This window comes from Rhodopseudomonas sp. WA056 (genome assembly GCF_010906995.1).
Taxonomy (GTDB): Bacteria; Pseudomonadota; Alphaproteobacteria; order Rhizobiales; family Xanthobacteraceae; genus Rhodopseudomonas; species Rhodopseudomonas palustris_G.
The window spans coordinates 1-18,238 of the sequence record NZ_QPFS01000102.1 but is presented as its reverse complement, the minus strand read 5'-3'; the positions used below and the strand labels follow the sequence as shown (position 1 = coordinate 18,238).

Annotated in this window: 15 protein-coding genes; 5 read left to right on the top strand and 10 right to left on the bottom strand. The window is 66.7% G+C overall.

What is annotated here, in order from left to right:
• The 6 genes from DU475_RS18000 to hpaR form a co-directional block, all read right to left on the bottom strand.
• Positions 1–182: transglutaminase N-terminal domain-containing protein (locus DU475_RS18000; protein ID WP_349644210.1), on the bottom strand; the 182-nt coding region annotated here is incomplete at its 3' end.
• Entirely contained in the window at positions 179–2,680 is a 2,502-nt protein-coding gene (locus DU475_RS17995; protein WP_164632902.1) for a circularly permuted type 2 ATP-grasp protein, read from the bottom strand. The genes DU475_RS18000 and DU475_RS17995, both read right to left, overlap by 4 nt.
• A gap of 25 nt (positions 2,681–2,705) precedes the next feature.
• Positions 2,706–6,044, bottom strand: coding sequence for a transglutaminase family protein (locus tag DU475_RS17990; RefSeq protein ID WP_164632901.1), 3,339 nt, complete (start codon positions 6,042–6,044; stop codon positions 2,706–2,708).
• A 241-nt stretch (positions 6,045–6,285) separates the two neighbouring features.
• Entirely contained in the window at positions 6,286–7,062 is a 777-nt protein-coding gene (locus DU475_RS17985; RefSeq protein WP_164632900.1) for an HpcH/HpaI aldolase family protein, read from the bottom strand.
• 322 nt (positions 7,063–7,384) lie between these two features.
• Positions 7,385–8,470, bottom strand: a complete 1,086-nt coding sequence (locus DU475_RS17980; protein ID WP_164632899.1) for a malate/lactate/ureidoglycolate dehydrogenase — start codon at positions 8,468–8,470, stop codon at positions 7,385–7,387.
• A 40-nt stretch (positions 8,471–8,510) separates the two neighbouring features.
• Entirely contained in the window at positions 8,511–9,050 is a 540-nt protein-coding gene (gene hpaR, locus DU475_RS17975; RefSeq protein WP_164632903.1) for a homoprotocatechuate degradation operon regulator HpaR, read from the bottom strand.
• A 285-nt stretch (positions 9,051–9,335) separates the two neighbouring features.
• Between hpaR and DU475_RS17970 the strand changes: the two genes are divergently transcribed.
• The 5 genes from DU475_RS17970 (at position 9,336) to DU475_RS17950 (ending at position 15,096) form a co-directional block, all read left to right on the top strand.
• The gene (locus DU475_RS17970) at positions 9,336–9,734 is read left to right on the top strand and encodes a 5-carboxymethyl-2-hydroxymuconate Delta-isomerase (protein WP_164632898.1); all 399 of its coding nucleotides are present in this window, start codon (positions 9,336–9,338) and stop codon (positions 9,732–9,734) included.
• Positions 9,727–11,268 carry a 5-carboxymethyl-2-hydroxymuconate semialdehyde dehydrogenase gene (hpaE, locus tag DU475_RS17965; protein WP_164632897.1) on the top strand — a complete coding sequence of 514 codons (1,542 nt, stop codon included), beginning with the start codon at positions 9,727–9,729 and terminating at the stop codon, positions 11,266–11,268. Before DU475_RS17970 ends, hpaE begins: the two co-directional genes overlap by 8 nt.
• Positions 11,269–11,437: 169 nt before the next feature.
• A complete protein-coding gene (gene hpaD, locus DU475_RS17960; RefSeq protein WP_164632896.1) occupies positions 11,438–12,415 on the top strand; it encodes a 3,4-dihydroxyphenylacetate 2,3-dioxygenase in 978 nt (325 codons plus the stop codon).
• A 154-nt stretch (positions 12,416–12,569) separates the two neighbouring features.
• A complete protein-coding gene (locus DU475_RS17955; RefSeq protein ID WP_164632895.1) occupies positions 12,570–13,442 on the top strand; it encodes a fumarylacetoacetate hydrolase family protein in 873 nt (290 codons plus the stop codon).
• 28 nt (positions 13,443–13,470) lie between these two features.
• Positions 13,471–15,096, top strand: coding sequence for a thiamine pyrophosphate-dependent enzyme (locus tag DU475_RS17950; RefSeq protein ID WP_164632894.1), 1,626 nt, complete (start codon positions 13,471–13,473; stop codon positions 15,094–15,096).
• A gap of 274 nt (positions 15,097–15,370) precedes the next feature.
• On the opposite strand, the gene paaE is transcribed toward DU475_RS17950, so the two are convergent.
• The 4 genes from paaE to paaB all read right to left on the bottom strand — a co-directional run bounded on the left by paaE (position 15,371) and on the right by paaB (position 18,184).
• Entirely contained in the window at positions 15,371–16,459 is a 1,089-nt protein-coding gene (gene paaE, locus DU475_RS17945) for a 1,2-phenylacetyl-CoA epoxidase subunit PaaE (RefSeq protein ID WP_164632893.1), read from the bottom strand.
• A gap of 8 nt (positions 16,460–16,467) precedes the next feature.
• Positions 16,468–16,971 carry a 1,2-phenylacetyl-CoA epoxidase subunit PaaD gene (gene paaD, locus DU475_RS17940; RefSeq protein WP_142883226.1) on the bottom strand — a complete coding sequence of 168 codons (504 nt, stop codon included), beginning with the start codon at positions 16,969–16,971 and terminating at the stop codon, positions 16,468–16,470.
• Positions 16,965–17,732: a 1,2-phenylacetyl-CoA epoxidase subunit PaaC gene (gene paaC / locus DU475_RS17935; RefSeq protein WP_164632892.1), complete on the bottom strand. Its 768-nt coding sequence runs from the start codon at positions 17,730–17,732 to the stop codon at positions 16,965–16,967. Before paaC ends, paaD begins: the two co-directional genes overlap by 7 nt.
• 164 nt (positions 17,733–17,896) lie before the next feature.
• Positions 17,897–18,184, bottom strand: a complete 288-nt coding sequence (gene paaB, locus DU475_RS17930) for a 1,2-phenylacetyl-CoA epoxidase subunit PaaB (protein ID WP_164632891.1) — start codon at positions 18,182–18,184, stop codon at positions 17,897–17,899.
• Between the last annotated feature and the right edge of the window lie 54 nt (positions 18,185–18,238).

Here is an 18,238-nt window from a genome sequence, read left to right as displayed (position 1 = left end):
GTCAGCGTACCGAAGTAATCGGTGCGGACGGTGCGCGCCGCCGGTCGCGGCTTGATCTCGATAGCATGCGACAGCAGCGTCTGGCCGAAATCGGCGAGCGGCTTCAGCCGCAGCGAACAGCGGGCGAAGCTGACCTGACTGCCGTACGAATAGGTCGTGACATGGCGAATGTCGTAGATCACGCCAGCCCCGTCAGCTTTTCCGGCCGCATCGCGCTGGCGCCGTGCGGGAAGTAGTGCGCGCCGACCGCCTCGGCGAGACCGAGCAGGTCCTGCTCCAGCGCGAACAGCCACGATGCGTCGATCGCCTCGACCTCGGCCGCGGTGAGCTTCGCCAGTGCCGCTACCGCCAGCCGCTGCGGCCGCTCGATCAACCCGCCTTCGTGCAGCGCCGGCAGGCTGGCGATGTGGTCGTTGAGCTCTTCGACCTGGAACGCCACCGAGCGCGGATTGTAGGGATCGAGCACCGCCAGATCGCGCACCGGCGCCAGCAGTGGCGCCAGCAGATAGCGCGACCGGTAGGTGATCTGGGAATCCACCAGCGTCAGCAGCACGTCGAGGTCTTCGGAGGTCGCGCCGTCGCAGGAGAACTGCCGGGCGAACCGCGCGGTGTTGACCGCGCGCTCGACGCGCCGGCCGATCCGCAGGAAGCGCCAGCCGGCGGCGCGGTTCATGTTCTCGTTCGACAGGCCCGAGAAGCCTGCCAGCTCCTGCAGCGCCACATCGGCGGCCTGGATCACCGCCTCTTCGCCCTCGACCGGCACCGCGAGACGCGCTTCCATCTGGGTGATGACGTGCCAGGCATCCGGCGACAGCCGCTCGCGCAGCGACGAGGCGTTGCGCTGGGCGGCGCGGATCAGCGACAGCGCCGAGCCGAACTCGTCCGGACTCTGCAAGGCCCCAGCGGCGATCTTGGCGGTGTGCGCGCGGGGGCCGAGCGAGGTCGCACCCCAGGCGATCAGCAGCCGCTGGATCTTCTCGATGGCGTGGTGCAGCGGTCCCTTGCCGGGATCGCGCTGCGGAGCGCTGAGCGCGCGCAGCAGCCGCAGCGTCGCCTCGGCGCGTTCGAGATAGCGCCCGAGCCAGAACAGATTGTCGGCGGCGCGGCTCGGCAGCACGCCGGTGATGCGACGGATGCGAACGCTGTCGACCGCGGGCAGCAGCGAGGATGGCGCCACCGCGTGATCGGCGACCACCCAGACGTCGGCGGCACGGGCGCCCGCGCCCATCGACACCGCCCGCGAATCGAGGCGGTCGGCGATCCGGCAGAACCCGCCGGGCATCACCGCCCAGCCCTGTTCGGTGGCGGCGGCGAACACCCGCAGCACGAACGGCCGCGGCGCCAGCTTGCCGTCGTCCCACACCGGTGTAGTCGACAGCCGGACCTGCTCCTGCGCCACATAGTCGAGGCCGCGCGCCGCAATCGCGTCGCGCAGATGATCGCGCACCACCGGCGGCAATTCGCCGGGCAGCACCGGACCGTGATGCGAGAAGCCCGGCACGCTCTGGCCGTAAGCGCCTTCGATCACGAACTCGTCCAGCCGGTCGAGCACTTCCTCGCGCGCCGCCGCCTGGCCGCACCACCAGGTGGCGATGTGCGGCATTTTCAGATCCTCGCCGAGCAGCCGGCGCGCCAAGGGCGGCAGGAAGCCGAGCAGCGAGCGCGCTTCCAGCACGCCGGAGCCCGGCATGTTGGCGACGACGACGCCGCTCTTGCGGACCACGTCGATCAGACCGGCGACGCCGAGCTGCGACGAAGCGTCCAGCTCGAGCGGATCGAGCGAATTGGCATCGACACGCCGCAGCAGCACGTCGATCCGCTTCAGGCCGGCGACGGTGCGGATGTGCAGGCGATCGTCGGACACCGCGAGATCGTCGCCTTCGACCAGCAGGAAGCCGAGATAGCGCGCCAGCGTGGCGTGCTCGAAGTAAGTCTCGCTAAACCGGCCCGGCGTCAGCAGCCCGATCCGCGGTTCGTCGCGATCGGCGATCGCGCGCAGGCTGTCGCGGAACGCCTCGAAGAACGAGGCGACGCGCTCGACATTCATCGACTTGTAGAGGTCGTTGAAGGCGCGCGACAGCACCAGGCGGTTTTCCAGCGCATAGCCGGCACCCGACGGCGCCTGCGTGCGATCGCCCAGCACCCACCACTGCCCGTCGGGACCGCGGCCGATGTCGGCAGCGTAGAAGTGCAAATAGCGGCCGCCCGGTGGCTTCACCCCGACCATCGGCCGCAGATAATCGGCGCTGCCGGCGATCGCGGCGGCCGGCAGCGCGCCCTCGGCGATCAGTTGGCCGTCGCCGTAGATGTCCTGCAGCACGCCTTCGAGCAGCGTCGCGCGCTGGGCGATGCCGGCGGCGATCTGCTGCCATTCGGTCTCGCCGATCAGCAGCGGGACGTGGCTGAGCGGCCAAGCGCGATCGGCGGCATCGCCCGGCGCCCGATAGGTGACGCCGGCATCGCGCAGATGCCGGTCGGCGGCGGCGAAGCGGCGCTCGATCTCGTCGGCGGACAGAGCTGCGAACGCGTCGAAAAAACGACTCCAGACCGCACGCGGCTGGCCATCGGCGCCGATGAATTCATCGGGGATGCCGGGCAGCCGCGTGTAGTCGCGGGTCCACTGCCCGACCTTGCGGTCGCGCGGTCGCGCCTTTCGGGCCGGGCCGCCTTGCTGCGCCATCGTCTCATCCCCCATGCGGAATGATTCAATGCAGCAGCGGCGTGCGCAAGTCGAGGGTCAGGGGGAATTCAAGTGTGCGTTCTTCCTGCGGCGGATCGATCCGGCCCGGGGTGTGGCCGTGATCCTGGAACCGGGCCAGCCGACGCGCCTCGGCTTCATACGAGTTCACCGGCTTGGTCTCATAGGCGCGGCCGCCGGGATGGGCGACGTGGTAGACGCAGCCGCCGAGCGAGCGGCCATTCCAGGTGTCGACGATGTCGAACACCAGCGGCGCGTGCACGGGAATCGTCGGATGCAGCCCGGCGGCCGGCTGCCACGCCTTGAACCGGACCGCCGCCACCGCCTCGCCGGCGCGCGCGGTCGGCGTCATCGGCAGCCGGCGGCCATTGCAGGTGATGACGTGGCGGCCTTCGACGAAGCCTTCGGCCTTGACCTGCAGCCGCTCCACCGAACTGTCGACATAGCGCACCGTGCCGCCCGCAGTGCCCTCTTCGCCGAGCACGTGCCACGGCTCCAGCGCCTGCCGCACCTCCAGCGTGACACCGCCGTGATACACGCTGCCGAACACGGGAAAGCGAAACTCGAGCTGCGCGGTGAACCACTCCGGCTCGAACGCATAGCCGGCGCGGGCGAGTTCGCCGAGCACGTCGCGGAAGTCTTCCCACAAATAATGCGGCAGCATGAAGCGGTCGTGCAGCGCGGTGCCCCAGCGCACGAACTTGCCGGAGAGCGGCTCGCGCCACAGCATCGCGATCAGCGCGCGGATCAGAAGCTGCTGCGCCAGACTCATCCGCGGATCGGGCGGCATCTCGAGCGCGCGGAATTCGACCAGGCCGAGGCGGCCGGTCGGACTATCCGGCGAGTACATCTTGTCGATGCAGATTTCGGCGCGATGGGTGTTGCCGGTGATGTCGACCAGGATGTTGCGGAACAGCCGGTCGGCGAGCCACAGCGGCCCCTTGACGCCCGGTGGCGGCACATGCGCCAGCGCGATTTCGAGTTCATACAACGAATCGTGCCGCGCCTCGTCGATCCGCGGTGCCTGGCTGGTCGGACCGATGAACATGCCGGAGAATAGATACGACAGCGACGGATGCCGCTGCCAGAACAGCACCAGGCTCTTGAGCAGATCCGGCCGGCGCAGGAACGGCGAATCCGCCGGGCTGGCGCCGCCGACCACGACATGATTGCCGCCACCGGTGCCGGTGTGGCGGCCGTCGATCAGGAAGCGATTGGCGCCGAGCCGCACTTGGGCTGCGTCCTCGTACAGACCGAACGTGGTGCGCACCGCGTCGCGCCAGTTTTGCGCCGGTTGAATATTGACTTCGATCACGCCCGGATCTGGCGTCACCTTGATGACGTCGATGCGCGGATCGTAAGGCGGCGGATAGCCCTCGATGTGCACGCGGATCTGCATCTCTTCGGCAGTGGCTTCGACCGCGGCGATCAGCTCGAGATAGTCCTCGATTCTCTCGGTCGGCGGCATGAAGGCACACAGCACGCCCTCGCGCAGCTCGATCGACATCGCGGTGCGGACGCCTCCCTTACGCAGCTTCTGCTCCTCGACCGGCTGACTTGTCATCGCCTCGGCCGACTGTTCGAACACCGCCATCTGCTCGCGCTCCGGCTCGGCTTCGTCCGCCGGCGGCGGCGCGAACAGCGGCAGCGCACCGCGCGGCTCCAAGGGATCGCGCGGCACGATGAACGGATAGTCGTCTTCTGGGATGTGCGGCAGCGACGAGATCGGCAGCCGGAAGCCGAGCGGCGAGTCGCCGGGCAGCAGGAACAGATTGCCGCGTCGCAGCTTCCAGCGCTCGCTGCGCCAGCGCTTCTTGTGCGCCGGCGCGGCGTCCGCATTCCAAGCCTGGATCGGCAGCACGAAGCCGCGCGGCGTATTCAGCCCAGTGTCGAACACCCGCGCCATCCTAGCGCGCTCCTCCGGATCGGACAGCTTGCTGTCGAGCGGATCGACATTCGGCGGCAGCGCCGCTTCCTTCTGCAGCCAATGGTTCGGATCTTCGAACGCCGGCAGCACGTAGTCGGTATCGATGCCGAGCCGCTTGGCGGTGTGAAGCGCGAACTGCTCGGCCTCCTCGACCTTGGCCGGGCGCTGCCCGACCACCGGCGCGATCAGATCGGCATTGTTCCAGATCGGCACGCCGTCCTTGCGCCAATACAGACCGAACGCCCAGCGCGGCAGGCTTTCACCCGGGTACCATTTGCCTTGGCCGAAATGGAGAAGGCCACCCGGCGCAAACCGCGTGCGCAGGCGCCGGATCAGATCGTCGGCCAGCATCCGCTTGGCGCCGCCGACCGCGGCGACGTTCCACTCCGGCGATTCCATGTCGTCGATCGACACGAAGGTCGGCTCGCCGCCCATCGTCAGCCGAACGTCGTGCGCGGTCAGATCGGCATCGACCTTGTCGCCGAGCGCATCGAGCCGCGCCCAGGATTCGTCGGAGAACGGCATGGTGATGCGCGGCACTTCGCGGATGCGCTCGACCCGCATGTCGAAGTTGAAATCGACATTGGCGAAGCCGACCACGCCGGAGATCGGCGCCGCCGTGCGATAATGTGGCGTGGCGGCGACCGGGATGTGGCCCTCGCCGGCGAGCAGACCCGAGGTGACGTCGAAGCCGACCCAGCCGGCGCCGGGCAGATACACTTCGGCCCAGGCGTGCAGATCGGTGAAATCGTGCGCGGCGCCCTTCGGGCCGTCGAGCGATTCGATGTCGGGGCGGAGCTGGATCAAATAACCGGACACGAACCGCGCCGCGAGACCGAGATGCCGCAACGTCTGGATCAGCAGCCAGGCGGAGTCGCGGCACGAGCCGGCGCTCTTGGCGAGCGTCTCCTCCGGCGTCTGCACGCCCGGCTCCATCCGGATGATGTAATTGACGCGCTCGCGCAGTTTGGCGTTGAGATCGACCAGAAAGTTGACCGTGCTCTCGGCCTCGCGCGGAATCGAATCGAGATAGGCTTTGAACAACGGCCCCGGCTCGGTCGTCGCCAGATACGGCGCCAGTTCGTGCTGCAGGTCGGCGGTATATGAGAACGGGAAGCTCTCGGCATAACTTTCGACGAAGAAGTCGAACGGGTTGATCACCGTCATCGCCGCGGTGAAATCGACCTCGATCTTGAGTTCGTCGGCCTTCTCCGGAAACACGAACCGCGCCAGCCAATTGCCCTGCGGGTCCTGCTGCCAATTGATGAAGTGGTTGGCCGGCGTGACCTTCAGCGAATACGACAGAATCGGCGTCCGGGTATGCGGCGCCGGACGCAGCCGGATGGTCTGGGGGCCGATGTCGACCGGGCGGTCGTATTTGTAATGCGTGACGTGATGAAGGGCGACGTAGATCGACACGAGGGCAGCTCCGGCATTGAATTTGAGCAGAACACCGGAACTCGGGGCGATCAAGCGCTAACAAAGGGCAAGGGGTGCACAAGCGGAAGGCGTCTGGCCCCTCACACACTGCCGTCATCGCCCGCGAAAGCGGGCGACCCAGTATCCCAGAGCGTTTGCGACCGAACACCAATGCTCTGGAATACTGGATCCTCCGCTTTCACGGAGGATGACGGTGAGTGGGGATTGAAGGCGGCGACCCTTACGCCTTCCCGCCCGAGTTCTTCCGCGTTTCGGCGACCCAGCTCCGCGCGCCGATCGCCATGATGCCGCTGTCGTTGAGCAGCGTCACCAGCTTGAAGCCGAGGGCGATGTTGCGGGCGGCGCCTTCGGGGCCGGAACAGTGGATGCCCGGATACAGGCCGCGCTTGTCGCATTCCTTCAGCAGCTTGTCGTAGATCTTCAGGATCTCCGGCTCGTCGCGGTCGAGCTTCGGCACCAGGCCGTAGGAGAAGCCGAGATCCGATGGGCCGATATAGACGCCGGCGATGCCCTCGACGTCGAGGATCGCCTCCATGTTCTCGACCGCGGTGCGGGTCTCGATCATCGGGATGCACAGCGTCTCGTCGTTCGCGGTCGCCTGATAGTTACCGGACGAACCGTACAGCCCGGCGCGGATCGGACCGTTGCTGCGGGTGCCGCGCGGCGGATATTTGCAATACTGGACGAAATTCTCCGCCTCTTCCTTGGTATTGACCATCGGACAGATCACCCCAAAAGCGCCGCCGTCCAGCACCTTGCCGATGATGCCCGGCTCGTTCCACGGCACCCGCACCATCGGCGTCACCGGATGCGCCTGCATCGCCTGGAAGCAGGTGACCATCGACTGATAATCCTGCACGCCGTGCTGGATATCGACCGTGACGCTGTCGAACCCGCACTGCGCCATCACCTCCGCCGAGAACCCCGACGGAATCGCCAGCCAGCCATTGACCACGACTTTGCCGTCGGCCCAGAGTTGTTTGACTTTGTTTGCCATTGTTGCTCCCCGAAGTGCGTTGTTGATCCGCGGACTCACTTATCAAACGATCGTCATCGCCGGGCTAGACCCGCCTGCGGGGCCGAAGCCCTTCGGCGCGGCGAAGGCCCGGCGATCCATCTTGCGAAGAACGATGGATGCGTGGGTCGAGCCCGCGCATGACGCCATGTGACCTGGCCAAGCAGAATCCCTCATGGTGAGGAGGCGCGTAGCGCCGTCTCGAACCATGGGCTGCGTGGATAGCGCGCGCCGCGTGGCCCATCCTTCGAGACGCCGCGCTGCTCGCGGCTCCTCAGGATGAGGTCGTGCCGGCCGCGATCCATCACGCTGTCGCCGCCTTGATCGCCTGCTCGGACACGCCGACTTCGCGAGCGGTCGCGACGATCGCGGCCCAGGTATCATCCGGAAGCGGGACACCGTTTTTCGTGCGCTCGGCCCGGGTGGCGGTTTCGGGATCTCCGGGGATCAACACTTGATCGACGCCCGCGACCGTTTTGGAGCTCTTGAAGAAGTCGATGTAGCGGGTGACCTCGGCGTCGAAGACATGCGCCGGATCGATCCGCTTGGGATCGACATAGATCGAGAACATGCCGTTGGCGAACGGCCGGTTCGGCCCCGTCGCGCCATTGCCGGTGAGCGCGCCGCCGAGCAGTTCGCAGATCAGCGCCAGCCCCGAGCCCTTGTGCTCGCCGAAGGCGCGGATCGCGCCCGTTCCATTGGCGTGATTGATCGGGCCGTCCTTCTCGTGCGGGCCATACAGCGTCGCCGGATCTTCGCTCAAGGAGCCGTCGGCATTGATCAGCGCGCCTTGCGGCAGTTTCTTGCCGCCGCGCGCCGCGACCAGCACCTTGCCTTCCGCGACGATCGAGGTGGCAAGATCGAGCACCACCGGCGTCGCGCCGGTCCGCGGGATGCCGACGCAATACGGCGCGGTCGACAATCGGCGTTCGACCCCGCCGAACGGCGCAACGAGAATCGAGCCGGCCGCGGTGACGAAATGAATCGACACCAGCCCTTCGGCCGCCGCCATCTCGGCCCAATCGCCGATCCGGCCGATATGGCCGGAGTTCTTCAGCGCGATCGCCGACAGGCCTTGTGACTTGCACTTGTCGATGCCGATCCGCACCGCCTGCGGTCCCACCGTTTGGCCATAGCCGAACTTGCCGTCGACCACCGCGAGCGACGGCAGATCGACCGGCACATCGACGGTCTGGTCCGGATGCACCGCGCCGGCGTTACGCCAGCGGATGTAGACCGGGACGCGGATGACGCCGTGACTGTCGTGGCCGGTGAGATTGGCGGTGGTGAGATAACAGCCGATCCGCCGCGCCTCCTCCTTCGACGAGCCGGCGCGTTCGAACACCTGGGCGACGAAATCGATCAGCCGATCGACCTGCACCGTCACCATGTCGGCGCACTCCGCCGGCCAGCGGTCATGGGCTGTTGCGTCATTCGTCGTCTCCTCCCGGCGCCGCGGACTTCGCCCTCGGTCGTTTTTGTATGGCGCGAGTTGAGCGAAATTCGGCTTCGCTGTCCACCGCGCTCCCGGCATGGCGCACCGGCATCGCGATCAGACTCGCCTCCAGCACCCGCAGCAGGTCCTGCAGTTCGGCGAGACGATCGCCACCGGTCCGCCGCGTGATCTCGGCATAGATCGCTTCCGAGAACGGCGCGACGGTCTCGATCAGCTTCAGCCCCTTGGCGGTGATCGACATCATGCTGCGGCGTTGATCGTCCTTGGCCGGCTTGCGCGCCACCAGCTTGCGCGCTTCCAGATCACGCAGCATCCGCGACAGGCTGGGTCCGAGCAGGAAGGCGCGCTCCGCCAGATCTGTCACCTCGAGCGATTCGACGGCCGTGAGGACCCGCAAAATCCGCCATTGCTGCTCGCTGAGCCCGTGCGCGCGCAGCAGCGGCCGGAAGTGCCGCATCACCGCCTCGCGGCCGCGCAGCAACAGCATCGGCAGCGAGCGCGAGAACTCGCGCATCGGCGGCTTGCTTTCACCGCGCACGTCCCCGCCCTTGCGAGGCGCATCGCGGAGCAAGCCCGACTTCGGCCGCGCGGCCGGATTGCTCCGTTTGGCGCGCAATGACGGCGGTGAATTCTTTCGCATCGCAGCAGACGCGGTTTCGGTTTGAGCGTCATCATTTAACATGTTAACCAGTAGGCGCGCGACGGTTTTGTTGGATGGACCGTACCGGAATCCGGGCCGGCGACGGCCACGACGGCCCGTGAATTGTTACTTCGGACGACAGACCGAGGCGAGGGATCCATGCCGCATTTCACCATCGAGTATTCCGCCAATCTCGACGACCGGATCGACATCGCCGAGATTGTCGAGCTGGTGCGCGTTGCCGCGATCGAAACCGGGATGTTTCCGGTGGGCGGCATCCGCGTCCGCGCGATCCGCTGCGAGGCTTACGCGATCGCCGACGGCCGGCCTGGCTTCGCCTTCATGGCGATGCTGCTGCGGCTCGGCGAAGGCCGCGACCTCGCCGCCCGCAAGCGCGCCGGCGACCACATCTTCGCCCAGCTCTCGCACTATCTCGATCCGCTGTTCGGCGACGAGGGATTCGCACTGTCGTTCGACATGGTGGTGAACGACCGGGAGACGAGCTGGAAGCGCAATTCGATCCACGACCTCCTGATCGCCGAGGCCCGACATGGCTGATGCCGCCACCAACACTTCCGGATTCCAGGCCAATCTCGACCGCGCCGCACCGCTGCTGAAGCAACTCGAGGCCGATGGCATCGGCCATCTGATCGGCGGCGAGATCGTTGCGGCCTCATCCGGCGAGGTGTTCGAGACGGCCTCGCCGATCGACAATGCGGTGCTGGCGCAGGTGGCGCGCGGCACCGTGGAGGATATCGATCGCGCCGCCAAAGCAGCCAAGGCGGCGTTTCCGGCGTGGCGCGACATGGCGCCCGCCAGGCGGCGCAAGCTACTGCACAAAATCGCCGATGCGATCGAGGCGCGCGCCGACGACATCGCGGTGCTGGAATGCATCGATACCGGCCAGGCGCATCGCTTCATGGCCAAGGCCGCGATCCGCGCCGCCGAGAACTTCCGGTTCTTCGCCGACAAATGCACCGAGGCCCGCGACGGGCTGAACACGCCGAGCGACGAGCATTGGAACGTCTCGACCCGGGTGCCGATCGGCCCGGTCGGCGTGATCACGCCGTGGAATACGCCGTTCATGCTGTCGACCTGGAAGATCGCGCCCGCGCTCGCGGCCGGCTGCACCGTGGTGCACAAGCCGGCCGAGTGGTCGCCGGTGACGGCCGACCTGCTGGCGCGGATCTGCAGGGACGCCGGCCTGCCGGACGGCGTGCTCAATACCGTGCACGGCTTTGGCGAAGAGGCCGGCAAGGCGCTGACCGAACATCCCGCCATCAAGGCAATCGCCTTCGTCGGCGAAACCTCGACCGGCGCCGCCATCATGGCGCAGGGCGCACCGACGCTGAAGCGGGTGCATTTCGAACTCGGCGGCAAGAACCCGGTGATCGTGTTCGACGACGCCGATCTCGACCGCGCGCTCGATGCCGTGGTGTTCATGATCTACTCGCTCAACGGCGAACGCTGCACCTCGTCGAGCCGGTTGCTGGTGCAGGCGTCGATCGCCGATCAGTTCATCGAAAAGCTCGCGGCACGCGTGCGTGCGCTGAGAGTCGGCCACCCGCTCGATCCGGCCACCGAGGTCGGCCCGCTGATCCATCAGCGCCATCTCGACAAGGTGTGCTCCTATGTCGACGTCGCTCGGAAGGACGGCGCAACCATCGCGGTCGGCGGCGCGCCTTACGACGGCCCCGGCGGCGGGCATTACGTGCAGCCGACGCTGGTGACGAACGCGCGCAGCGACATGCAGGTGGCGCAGGACGAAGTGTTCGGCCCGTTCCTCACCGTGATCCCGTTCAAGGATGAAGCCGAGGCGATCGAAATCGCCAACGACGTCCGCTACGGCCTCACCGGCTATGTCTGGACCGGCGACATGGCCCGCGCGCTCCGCGTCGCCGACGCGCTCGAAGCCGGCATGATCTGGCTGAACTCGGAAAACGTCCGCCATCTGCCGACCCCATTCGGCGGCATGAAGCAATCCGGCATCGGCCGCGACGGCGGAGACTACTCGTTCGAGTTCTACATGGAGACCAAGCACGTCTCGCTGGCCCGCGGCACCCACAAGATTCAGAAGCTGGGGGTGGTGTAGTGCGAAGCCTCTCCACTTGTCATTCCGGGGCGCTCGCGAAAGCGAGCGAACCCGGAATCTCGCCACGAGCACAGTTCATGTCCACGATCTCGGGATTCCGGGTTCGCGCCTTACGGCGCGCCCCGGAATGACGTTGCAGAACTAACATCCAGTCCTGGGGACCTCGCCAATGCCGGTGCCGCAACACGTGTTCGACCCGCCGTTCAACATCGTCCGCGCCAGCCATGTGGTGCTGGACGTCGTCGATCTGGACAAGAGCGTCGCGTTTTACGACCAGATCATCGGCCTTCACGTCGAGGACCGCGACGATGCCACCGCTTACTTGCGAGGAAGCGAGGAGCATCAGCACCACTCGCTGGTGCTGCGGAAAGCCGACGCGCCGGCCGCGGCGCGGCTCGGATTCAAGGTCGGCACCGAGGACGATCTCGACAAGGCCGGCAGCTTCTTCGCCGAGAACGGGCTGATCTACAGCTTCGTCGACCGCCCCTATCAGGGCCGCACGCTGCACGTCACCGATCCGTTCGGCTATCGGCTCGAACTGTACGCGACGATGGAGAAGCGGCCGCATCTGCTGCGCCGCTACGAGCGCTACAAGGGCTGCCATCCGCAGCGGCTCGACCATTTCAACGTGTTTGCGGCTGAGACCCAGGACACCATCGAGTTCTACGCCAGGCTCGGCTTTCGCCTGACCGAATACGCCGAAGAAGACGGCGACGGCGGCCGCATCGCCGCGGCGTGGATGCACCGCAAGGGCAACGTCCACGATTTCGCGCTGACCAACGGCCGCGGGCCGCGGCTGCACCATTTCGCCTATTGGGTGCCCGGCCCGCTCAACATCATCCACCTCTGCGACGTGATGGCGTCGAGCGGGCTGGCTCTCGAACGCGGCCCCGGCCGGCACGGGATCTCGAACGCGTTCTTCCTCTACGTTCGCGATCCGGACGGCCACCGCGTCGAGCTGTATTGCAGCGACTACCAGACCATGGACCACGACCACGAGCCTTTGCGCTGGTCGCTGCGCGACCCGCGCCGCCAGACGCTGTGGGGGGCGCCTGCACCGCGCTCCTGGTTCGAACAGGGCTCGCCGTTCCTCGGCCAGGAGGTCCGCGAGCCGGCCTTCGTAGCCGATGTGGTGATTGCGGATTGAACCTCGGATGCGCACACTCGAACCATGAAACTCGTCATTCCGGGGCGCTCGCGAAAGCGAGCGAACCCGGAATCCAGAAGTTCAGAGCACCTCGGGATTCCGGGTTCGCGCCTGACGGCGCGCCCCGGAATGACGGCATCAAAGGTTGATCACCATGCCCACCCCTCGCGTCGCCACCTTCACTGTCAACGGCCTCACCCGCTACGGCGCGGTGTGTGATCATGGGGTGGTCGATCTTTCGGCCCGCCATGCCAACGACTATCCGACGCTGCGCGAGGTGATCGCGGCCGGCGCCCTGCAGCGGATCGTCGACGAGGCCGATCATACCGCGCCGGACTTTGCCCGCGACGCGGTGAAGCTTCAGCCGCCGATCCCGCAGCCGGAAAAGATCATCTGCGTCGGCGTCAACTATCCGGATCGCAACGCCGAATACAAAGACGGCAGCGAGGCGCCGAAATTCCCGTCGATGTTCATGCGCACGCCGCGCTCCTTCGTCGGCCACGGGGCGCCGCTGGTGCGGCCGAGAGCGTCGAAGCTGCTCGACTACGAAGGCGAGCTGACGCTGGTGATCGGCCAGGGCGGCCGTCACATCAAGGAAGCCGACGCCCTGAACCACATCGCCGCGATCACGCTGTGCAATGAAGGCACGATCCGCGACTGGGTCCGGCACGCCAAGTTCAACGTGACGCAGGGCAAGAACTTCGATCACACCGGAAGCCTGGGACCGTGGCTGGTGCCCTACACCGATGAATCGCAGATCGCCGACATTCGGCTGACAACGCGCGTCAACGGCGAGACCCGGCAGGACGACCGCACCTCGCGGATGATCTTCGGCTTCCGCTATCTGATCGCCTATATCTCGACCTTTACGACGCTGGTGCCGGGCGATCTGATCGTCACCGGCACCCCGGCCGGCGCCGGCGCGCGCGCCGAGCCGCCGGTGTATCTGAAGCCCGGCGATATCATCGAGGTCGAGGCCGACGGCATCGGCGTCTTGCGCAACGGCGTCGTCGACGAAGCCGAGTAATTCTTCCCAGCAAGCAGTGGATATCCAGATGAGCATCATGACCGGCGGCGAAGCCATCGTGCAGGGCCTCGTCGCGCACGGCGTCGATACCGTGTTCGGCCTGCCGGGCGCGCAGATCTATGGGCTGTTCGACGGCTTCGCCAAAGCCCAACTGAAGGTGATCGGCGCCCGGCACGAGCAGGCCTGCGGCTACATGGCATTCGGCTACGCTCGCGCGTCCGGCAAACCCGGCGTGTTCAGCGTGGTGCCCGGCCCCGGCGTCCTGAATGCCTCGGCGGCGCTGCTCACCGCATTCGGCTGCAACGAGCCGGTGATGTGCCTCACCGGCCAGGTGCCGAGCGCGTATCTCGGCAAGGGCCGCGGCCATCTGCACGAGATGCCGGATCAGCTCGCGACCTTGCGCAGTTTCATCAAATGGGCGGAGCGCATCGAGTATCCGGGCAGCGCGCCGGCATTGGTGGCGCGCGCGTTTCAGGAGATGATGAGCGGCCGCCGCGGCCCGGTGGCGCTGGAGATGCCTTGGGACGTGTTCACGCAGGCGACCGAAACCGGCGCCGCGCAGAAACTCGATCCGATCGCACCGCCCGCGCCCGATCCGGATCGGGTCGCCGCCGCGGCGAAGCTGATCGCCGCGAGCAAGCGGCCGATGATCTTCGTCGGCGCCGGCGCGCTGGAGGCCGGCGACGAGATCCTCGAACTCGCCGAGATGATCGACGCGCCGGTGGTGGCGTTTCGCTCCGGCCGCGGCATCGTCAGCAACCGGCACGAACTCGGCCTCACCTTCGCGGCCGCCTATCAGCTCTGGCCGCAGACCGACCTGATCATCGGCATCGGCACCCGGATGGAGCTGCCGACCACCTTCCGCTGGCCGTTCCGCCCCGAGGGGCTGAAGTCGGTGCGGATCGACATCGATCCGGCCGAGATGCGGCGGTTCGCGCCCGACGCGGCGATCGTGTCGGATTCGAAAGCCGGCGCCCGCGCGCTTGCCGATGCGGTGAGCAAGGCGGGCTATTCCAAGACGAAAGGCCGCCGCGACGAGATCAGCGCCGCCACCGCCAAGACCAACGAAGCGATCCAGGCGATCCAGCCGCAAATGTCGTATTTGAAGATCCTGCGCGATGTGCTGCCGGACGATGCCATCGTCACCGACGAGCTGTCGCAGGTCGGCTTCGCCTCCTGGTACGGCTTTCCGATCTATCAGCCGCGCACCTTCCTCACCTCCGGCTATCAGGGCACGCTCGGCTCCGGCTTCCCGACCGCGCTCGGCGCCAAAGTCGCCAGCCCGGACAGGCCGGTGGTGGCGATCACCGGCGACGGCGGCTTCATGTTCGGCGTGCAGGAGCTCGCCACCGCGGTTCAGTACAACATCGGCGTGGTAACGCTGGTGTTCGACAATTCCGCCTATGGCAATGTCCGCCGCGACCAGGTCAATCTGTTCGACGGCCGCGTGGTGGCATCCGATCTGGTCAATCCGGATTTCGTCAAGCTGGCGGAATCGTTCGGCGTCGGTGCAGCACGCGTCACCTCGCCCGACCACTTCCGCCCTGCGTTGGAAAAGGCAGTCGCCGCCGGCGGCCCGCAACTGATCGCCATCGACGTGCCGCGCGACAGCGAAGCCAGTCCCTGGCCGTTCATCCATCCGGCGAAGCCGTAAGCCCGCCCCGTCGTCATTCCGGGGCGCTCACGAAGTGAGCGAACCCGGAATCTCGAGCTGTTCAGCCTTATCGTTCCACAACCTCTGGATTCCGGGTTCGCGCTACGCGCGCCCCGGAATGACCGGTATCATCAACGTCATTGCGAGGAGCGCAGCGACGAAGCAATCCAGCTTCACGGAGCATGGCGCTGGATTGCTTCGCCTGTCGGCTCGCAATGACGGCATGCGGCGCCCCGGAATGACGAGTGGAGACGGGAGTGCGCCCCTCCTCAGCTCACAGATGATCGTAGTCCACCACCACCCGGTCGGTGGTCGGTTTGGCCTGGCAGGTCAGCACGAAGCCGGCGGCGAGTTCCCAGGGCTCCAGGGAGTAGTTGAGGTCCATCTTGGCCTCGCCTTCGACCAGCTTGGCACGGCAGGTCGAGCACATCCCGCCCTTGCAGGCGAACGGCAGATCGACGCCGGCACGCAGCGCGGCGTCCAGAATCGCCTCATCTTCCGCCACCGGCACTTCGCGGCGCTTGCCGTCGATGATCAGCGATGCGATCGCCTTCGGCGGCGCGCCAGCCTCGACCACCGTCTTCGGCCGCGGCTTGCCGCCGAGCCCCGAGACGAAACGCTCGACATGGATCCGCTCGGCGGCAATGCCGAGGTCGCGGCAGGTGGTCTCGACCTCGTCGCTCATGCCGGTCGGACCGCAGATGAAGACGTGATCGACGCTTGCGGCCGGCACCATCGCGGTGAGCAGCAGCCGCACCTTGTCGCGGTCGAGCCGGCCCTGCATCACCGGCACGTCCTGCTCTTCCTGCGACAGCATATGAAACACCGCGAACCGGTCGAGGTAGCGGTCCTTCAGCGTCTCCAACGTGGCGCGAAACAGGATCTGATCGGTGGTGCGGTTGCCGTAGAACAGGAAGAACCGGCTGCCCGGCTCGCGCGCCAGCACGCCCTTGATCAGCGACAGGATCGGCGTGATGCCGCTGCCGGCGGCAAAGCCCACATAGGTGCGCGTGTCTTCCGCCGCGTGCAGCGCGCCGAACCGGCCGGTCGGCGTCATCACCTCGATCGTGTCGCCAGCCTTCAGCTCCTCGGTCGCCCACACCGAGAACGCGCCGCCGTCGACCTTCTTCACCGCGATCCTGAGCTCGCCGTCGTCCGGGCCGGAGCAGATCGAATAGGAACGCCGCACTTCCTCGCCGTCCATCGTGGTGCGCAGTGTCAGATACTGGCCCGGCACGAACTGATAGGCGCCCGCAAGCTCCGGCGGAATCGCAAAACTCAGCGAAATCGCGTCGCGACCCTCGCGGCGCAGATCGGCGATGATCAGCGGATGAAAGCGCGGAATGCTGGCAGAGATGTTCATGGCGGCGCTCAATGGCATTTGAAATAATCGAACGGTTCGCGGCAGCTCTTGCAGCGCCACAGCGCCTTGCACGAGGTCGAGCCGAATTCGGACAATTGCTCGGTGTCGGTCGAACCGCACTGCGGGCACGCGATTTCGAGAGCGCCGAACAGCGCCCGGCGCGAGCCGGTCGCCTGCGGCGGCGCGATGCCGTAATCCTTCAGCTTGGCGCGGCCGGCCTCGCTCATCCAGTCGGTGGTCCAGGCCGGCGCCAATACTGTCTTGACCCGCGCATCCGCGATTCCGGCGCGCGCCAGTGCGGTCTCGATTTCGAGTGCGATCATGTTCATCGCCGGACACCCCGAATAGGTCGGGGTGATCGCAACTTCGACGCGGCCCTGTTCGACGCGGACCTCGCGCAGCACGCCGAGATCGGCGATGCTCAGCACCGGGATTTCCGGATCGCACACCGTGGCGGCGGCATCCCAGGCGCGCTGCCGCAGCTCGGCGTCGCTCCCCGTCAGCGTCACCATTTCAGCCCCGGATAGGTCCGCTGCATGTGCTGCAACTCGGCGAGCAGCCGGCCGAGATGCTCGGTGTGGCGGCCGCTGCGGCCGCCCTGCTGCATCCATGGATTGCCCGGCACGGTCAGCGTCGCTTCGCGCAGCACGGTCTCGATCGTGCTTTGCCAAGCACCACGGAGGCTCGCCGGATCGATCGCGACGCCGGCCTCGATCAGCCGGCGCTCGGCATCGTCGGCCTCGAACAGCTCGCCGGTGAACGCCCACAGCGCATCGACAGCGTCCTGGGCGCGGCGATGGCTTTCATCGGTGCCGTCGCCGAGCCGGATCATCCACTCGGCGGCATGGCGGAGATGATAGGCGCTTTCCTTTTCCGACTTGGCGGCAATTGCGGCAAGCGTGGCGTCGGACGATTGCATCATCGCTCGCCAATACGGATCGGCGAATGCCGAGTAGAACAGTTGCCGGGCGATGGTGCGGGCGAAATCGCCATTCGGCTGCTCGACCAGTAATAGGTTCTGGTAGTGCCGCTCCTCGCGCAGGTACGCCAGCTGATCCTCGCCGCGGCCCCGGCCCTCGACCTGTCCAGCATAGCTGTAGAGCTCGCGCGCCTGTCCGATCAGGTCGAGCGCGATGTTCGACAGCGCCATGTCCTCTTCCAGCATCGGCGCATGCCCGCACCATTCCGACAGCCGATGCCCGAGCACGAGCGCATCGTCGGCGCGGCGCAGCGCGAAGGTGAAGAGCGGGGTGTCAGTAGTGGTGAGGGACATGCACGCGTCTCGCTGAGATTTGTCGAGCCTTCCGTCATGGCCGGGCTTGTCCCGGCCATCCACGTCTTGTTTGCCGCACATGCCGGAAGGCGTGGATGCCCGGGACGAGCCCGGGCATGACGACGTAGAGTCCGGGTCGGCGTGCTTATTCCCACATCAACGATTTACATATGCCCGACTTCGTCGGGCACTTCGTAGAACGTCGGATGGCGATAGATCTTGCTTTCCGCTGGCTCGAACAGCATGCCGGCGTCGGCGGGATCGCTCGCGGTGATCGCGTTCGATGGCACCACCCAGATCGACAGGCCTTCGCCACGGCGAGTGTAGATGTCGCGCGCGGCCTGCAGCGCCAGCGTGGCGTCGGCGGCGTGCAGCGAGCCGACGTGCTTGTGCGCCAGCCCGTTGCGGCTGCGGATGAAGACCTCCCACAGCTCCGTGTTCGGCGTGGTCATCGTGATGTCCTCCCGGAGGATCGTCGCGGCGATTACGCCGCCAGTTTCTTCTTG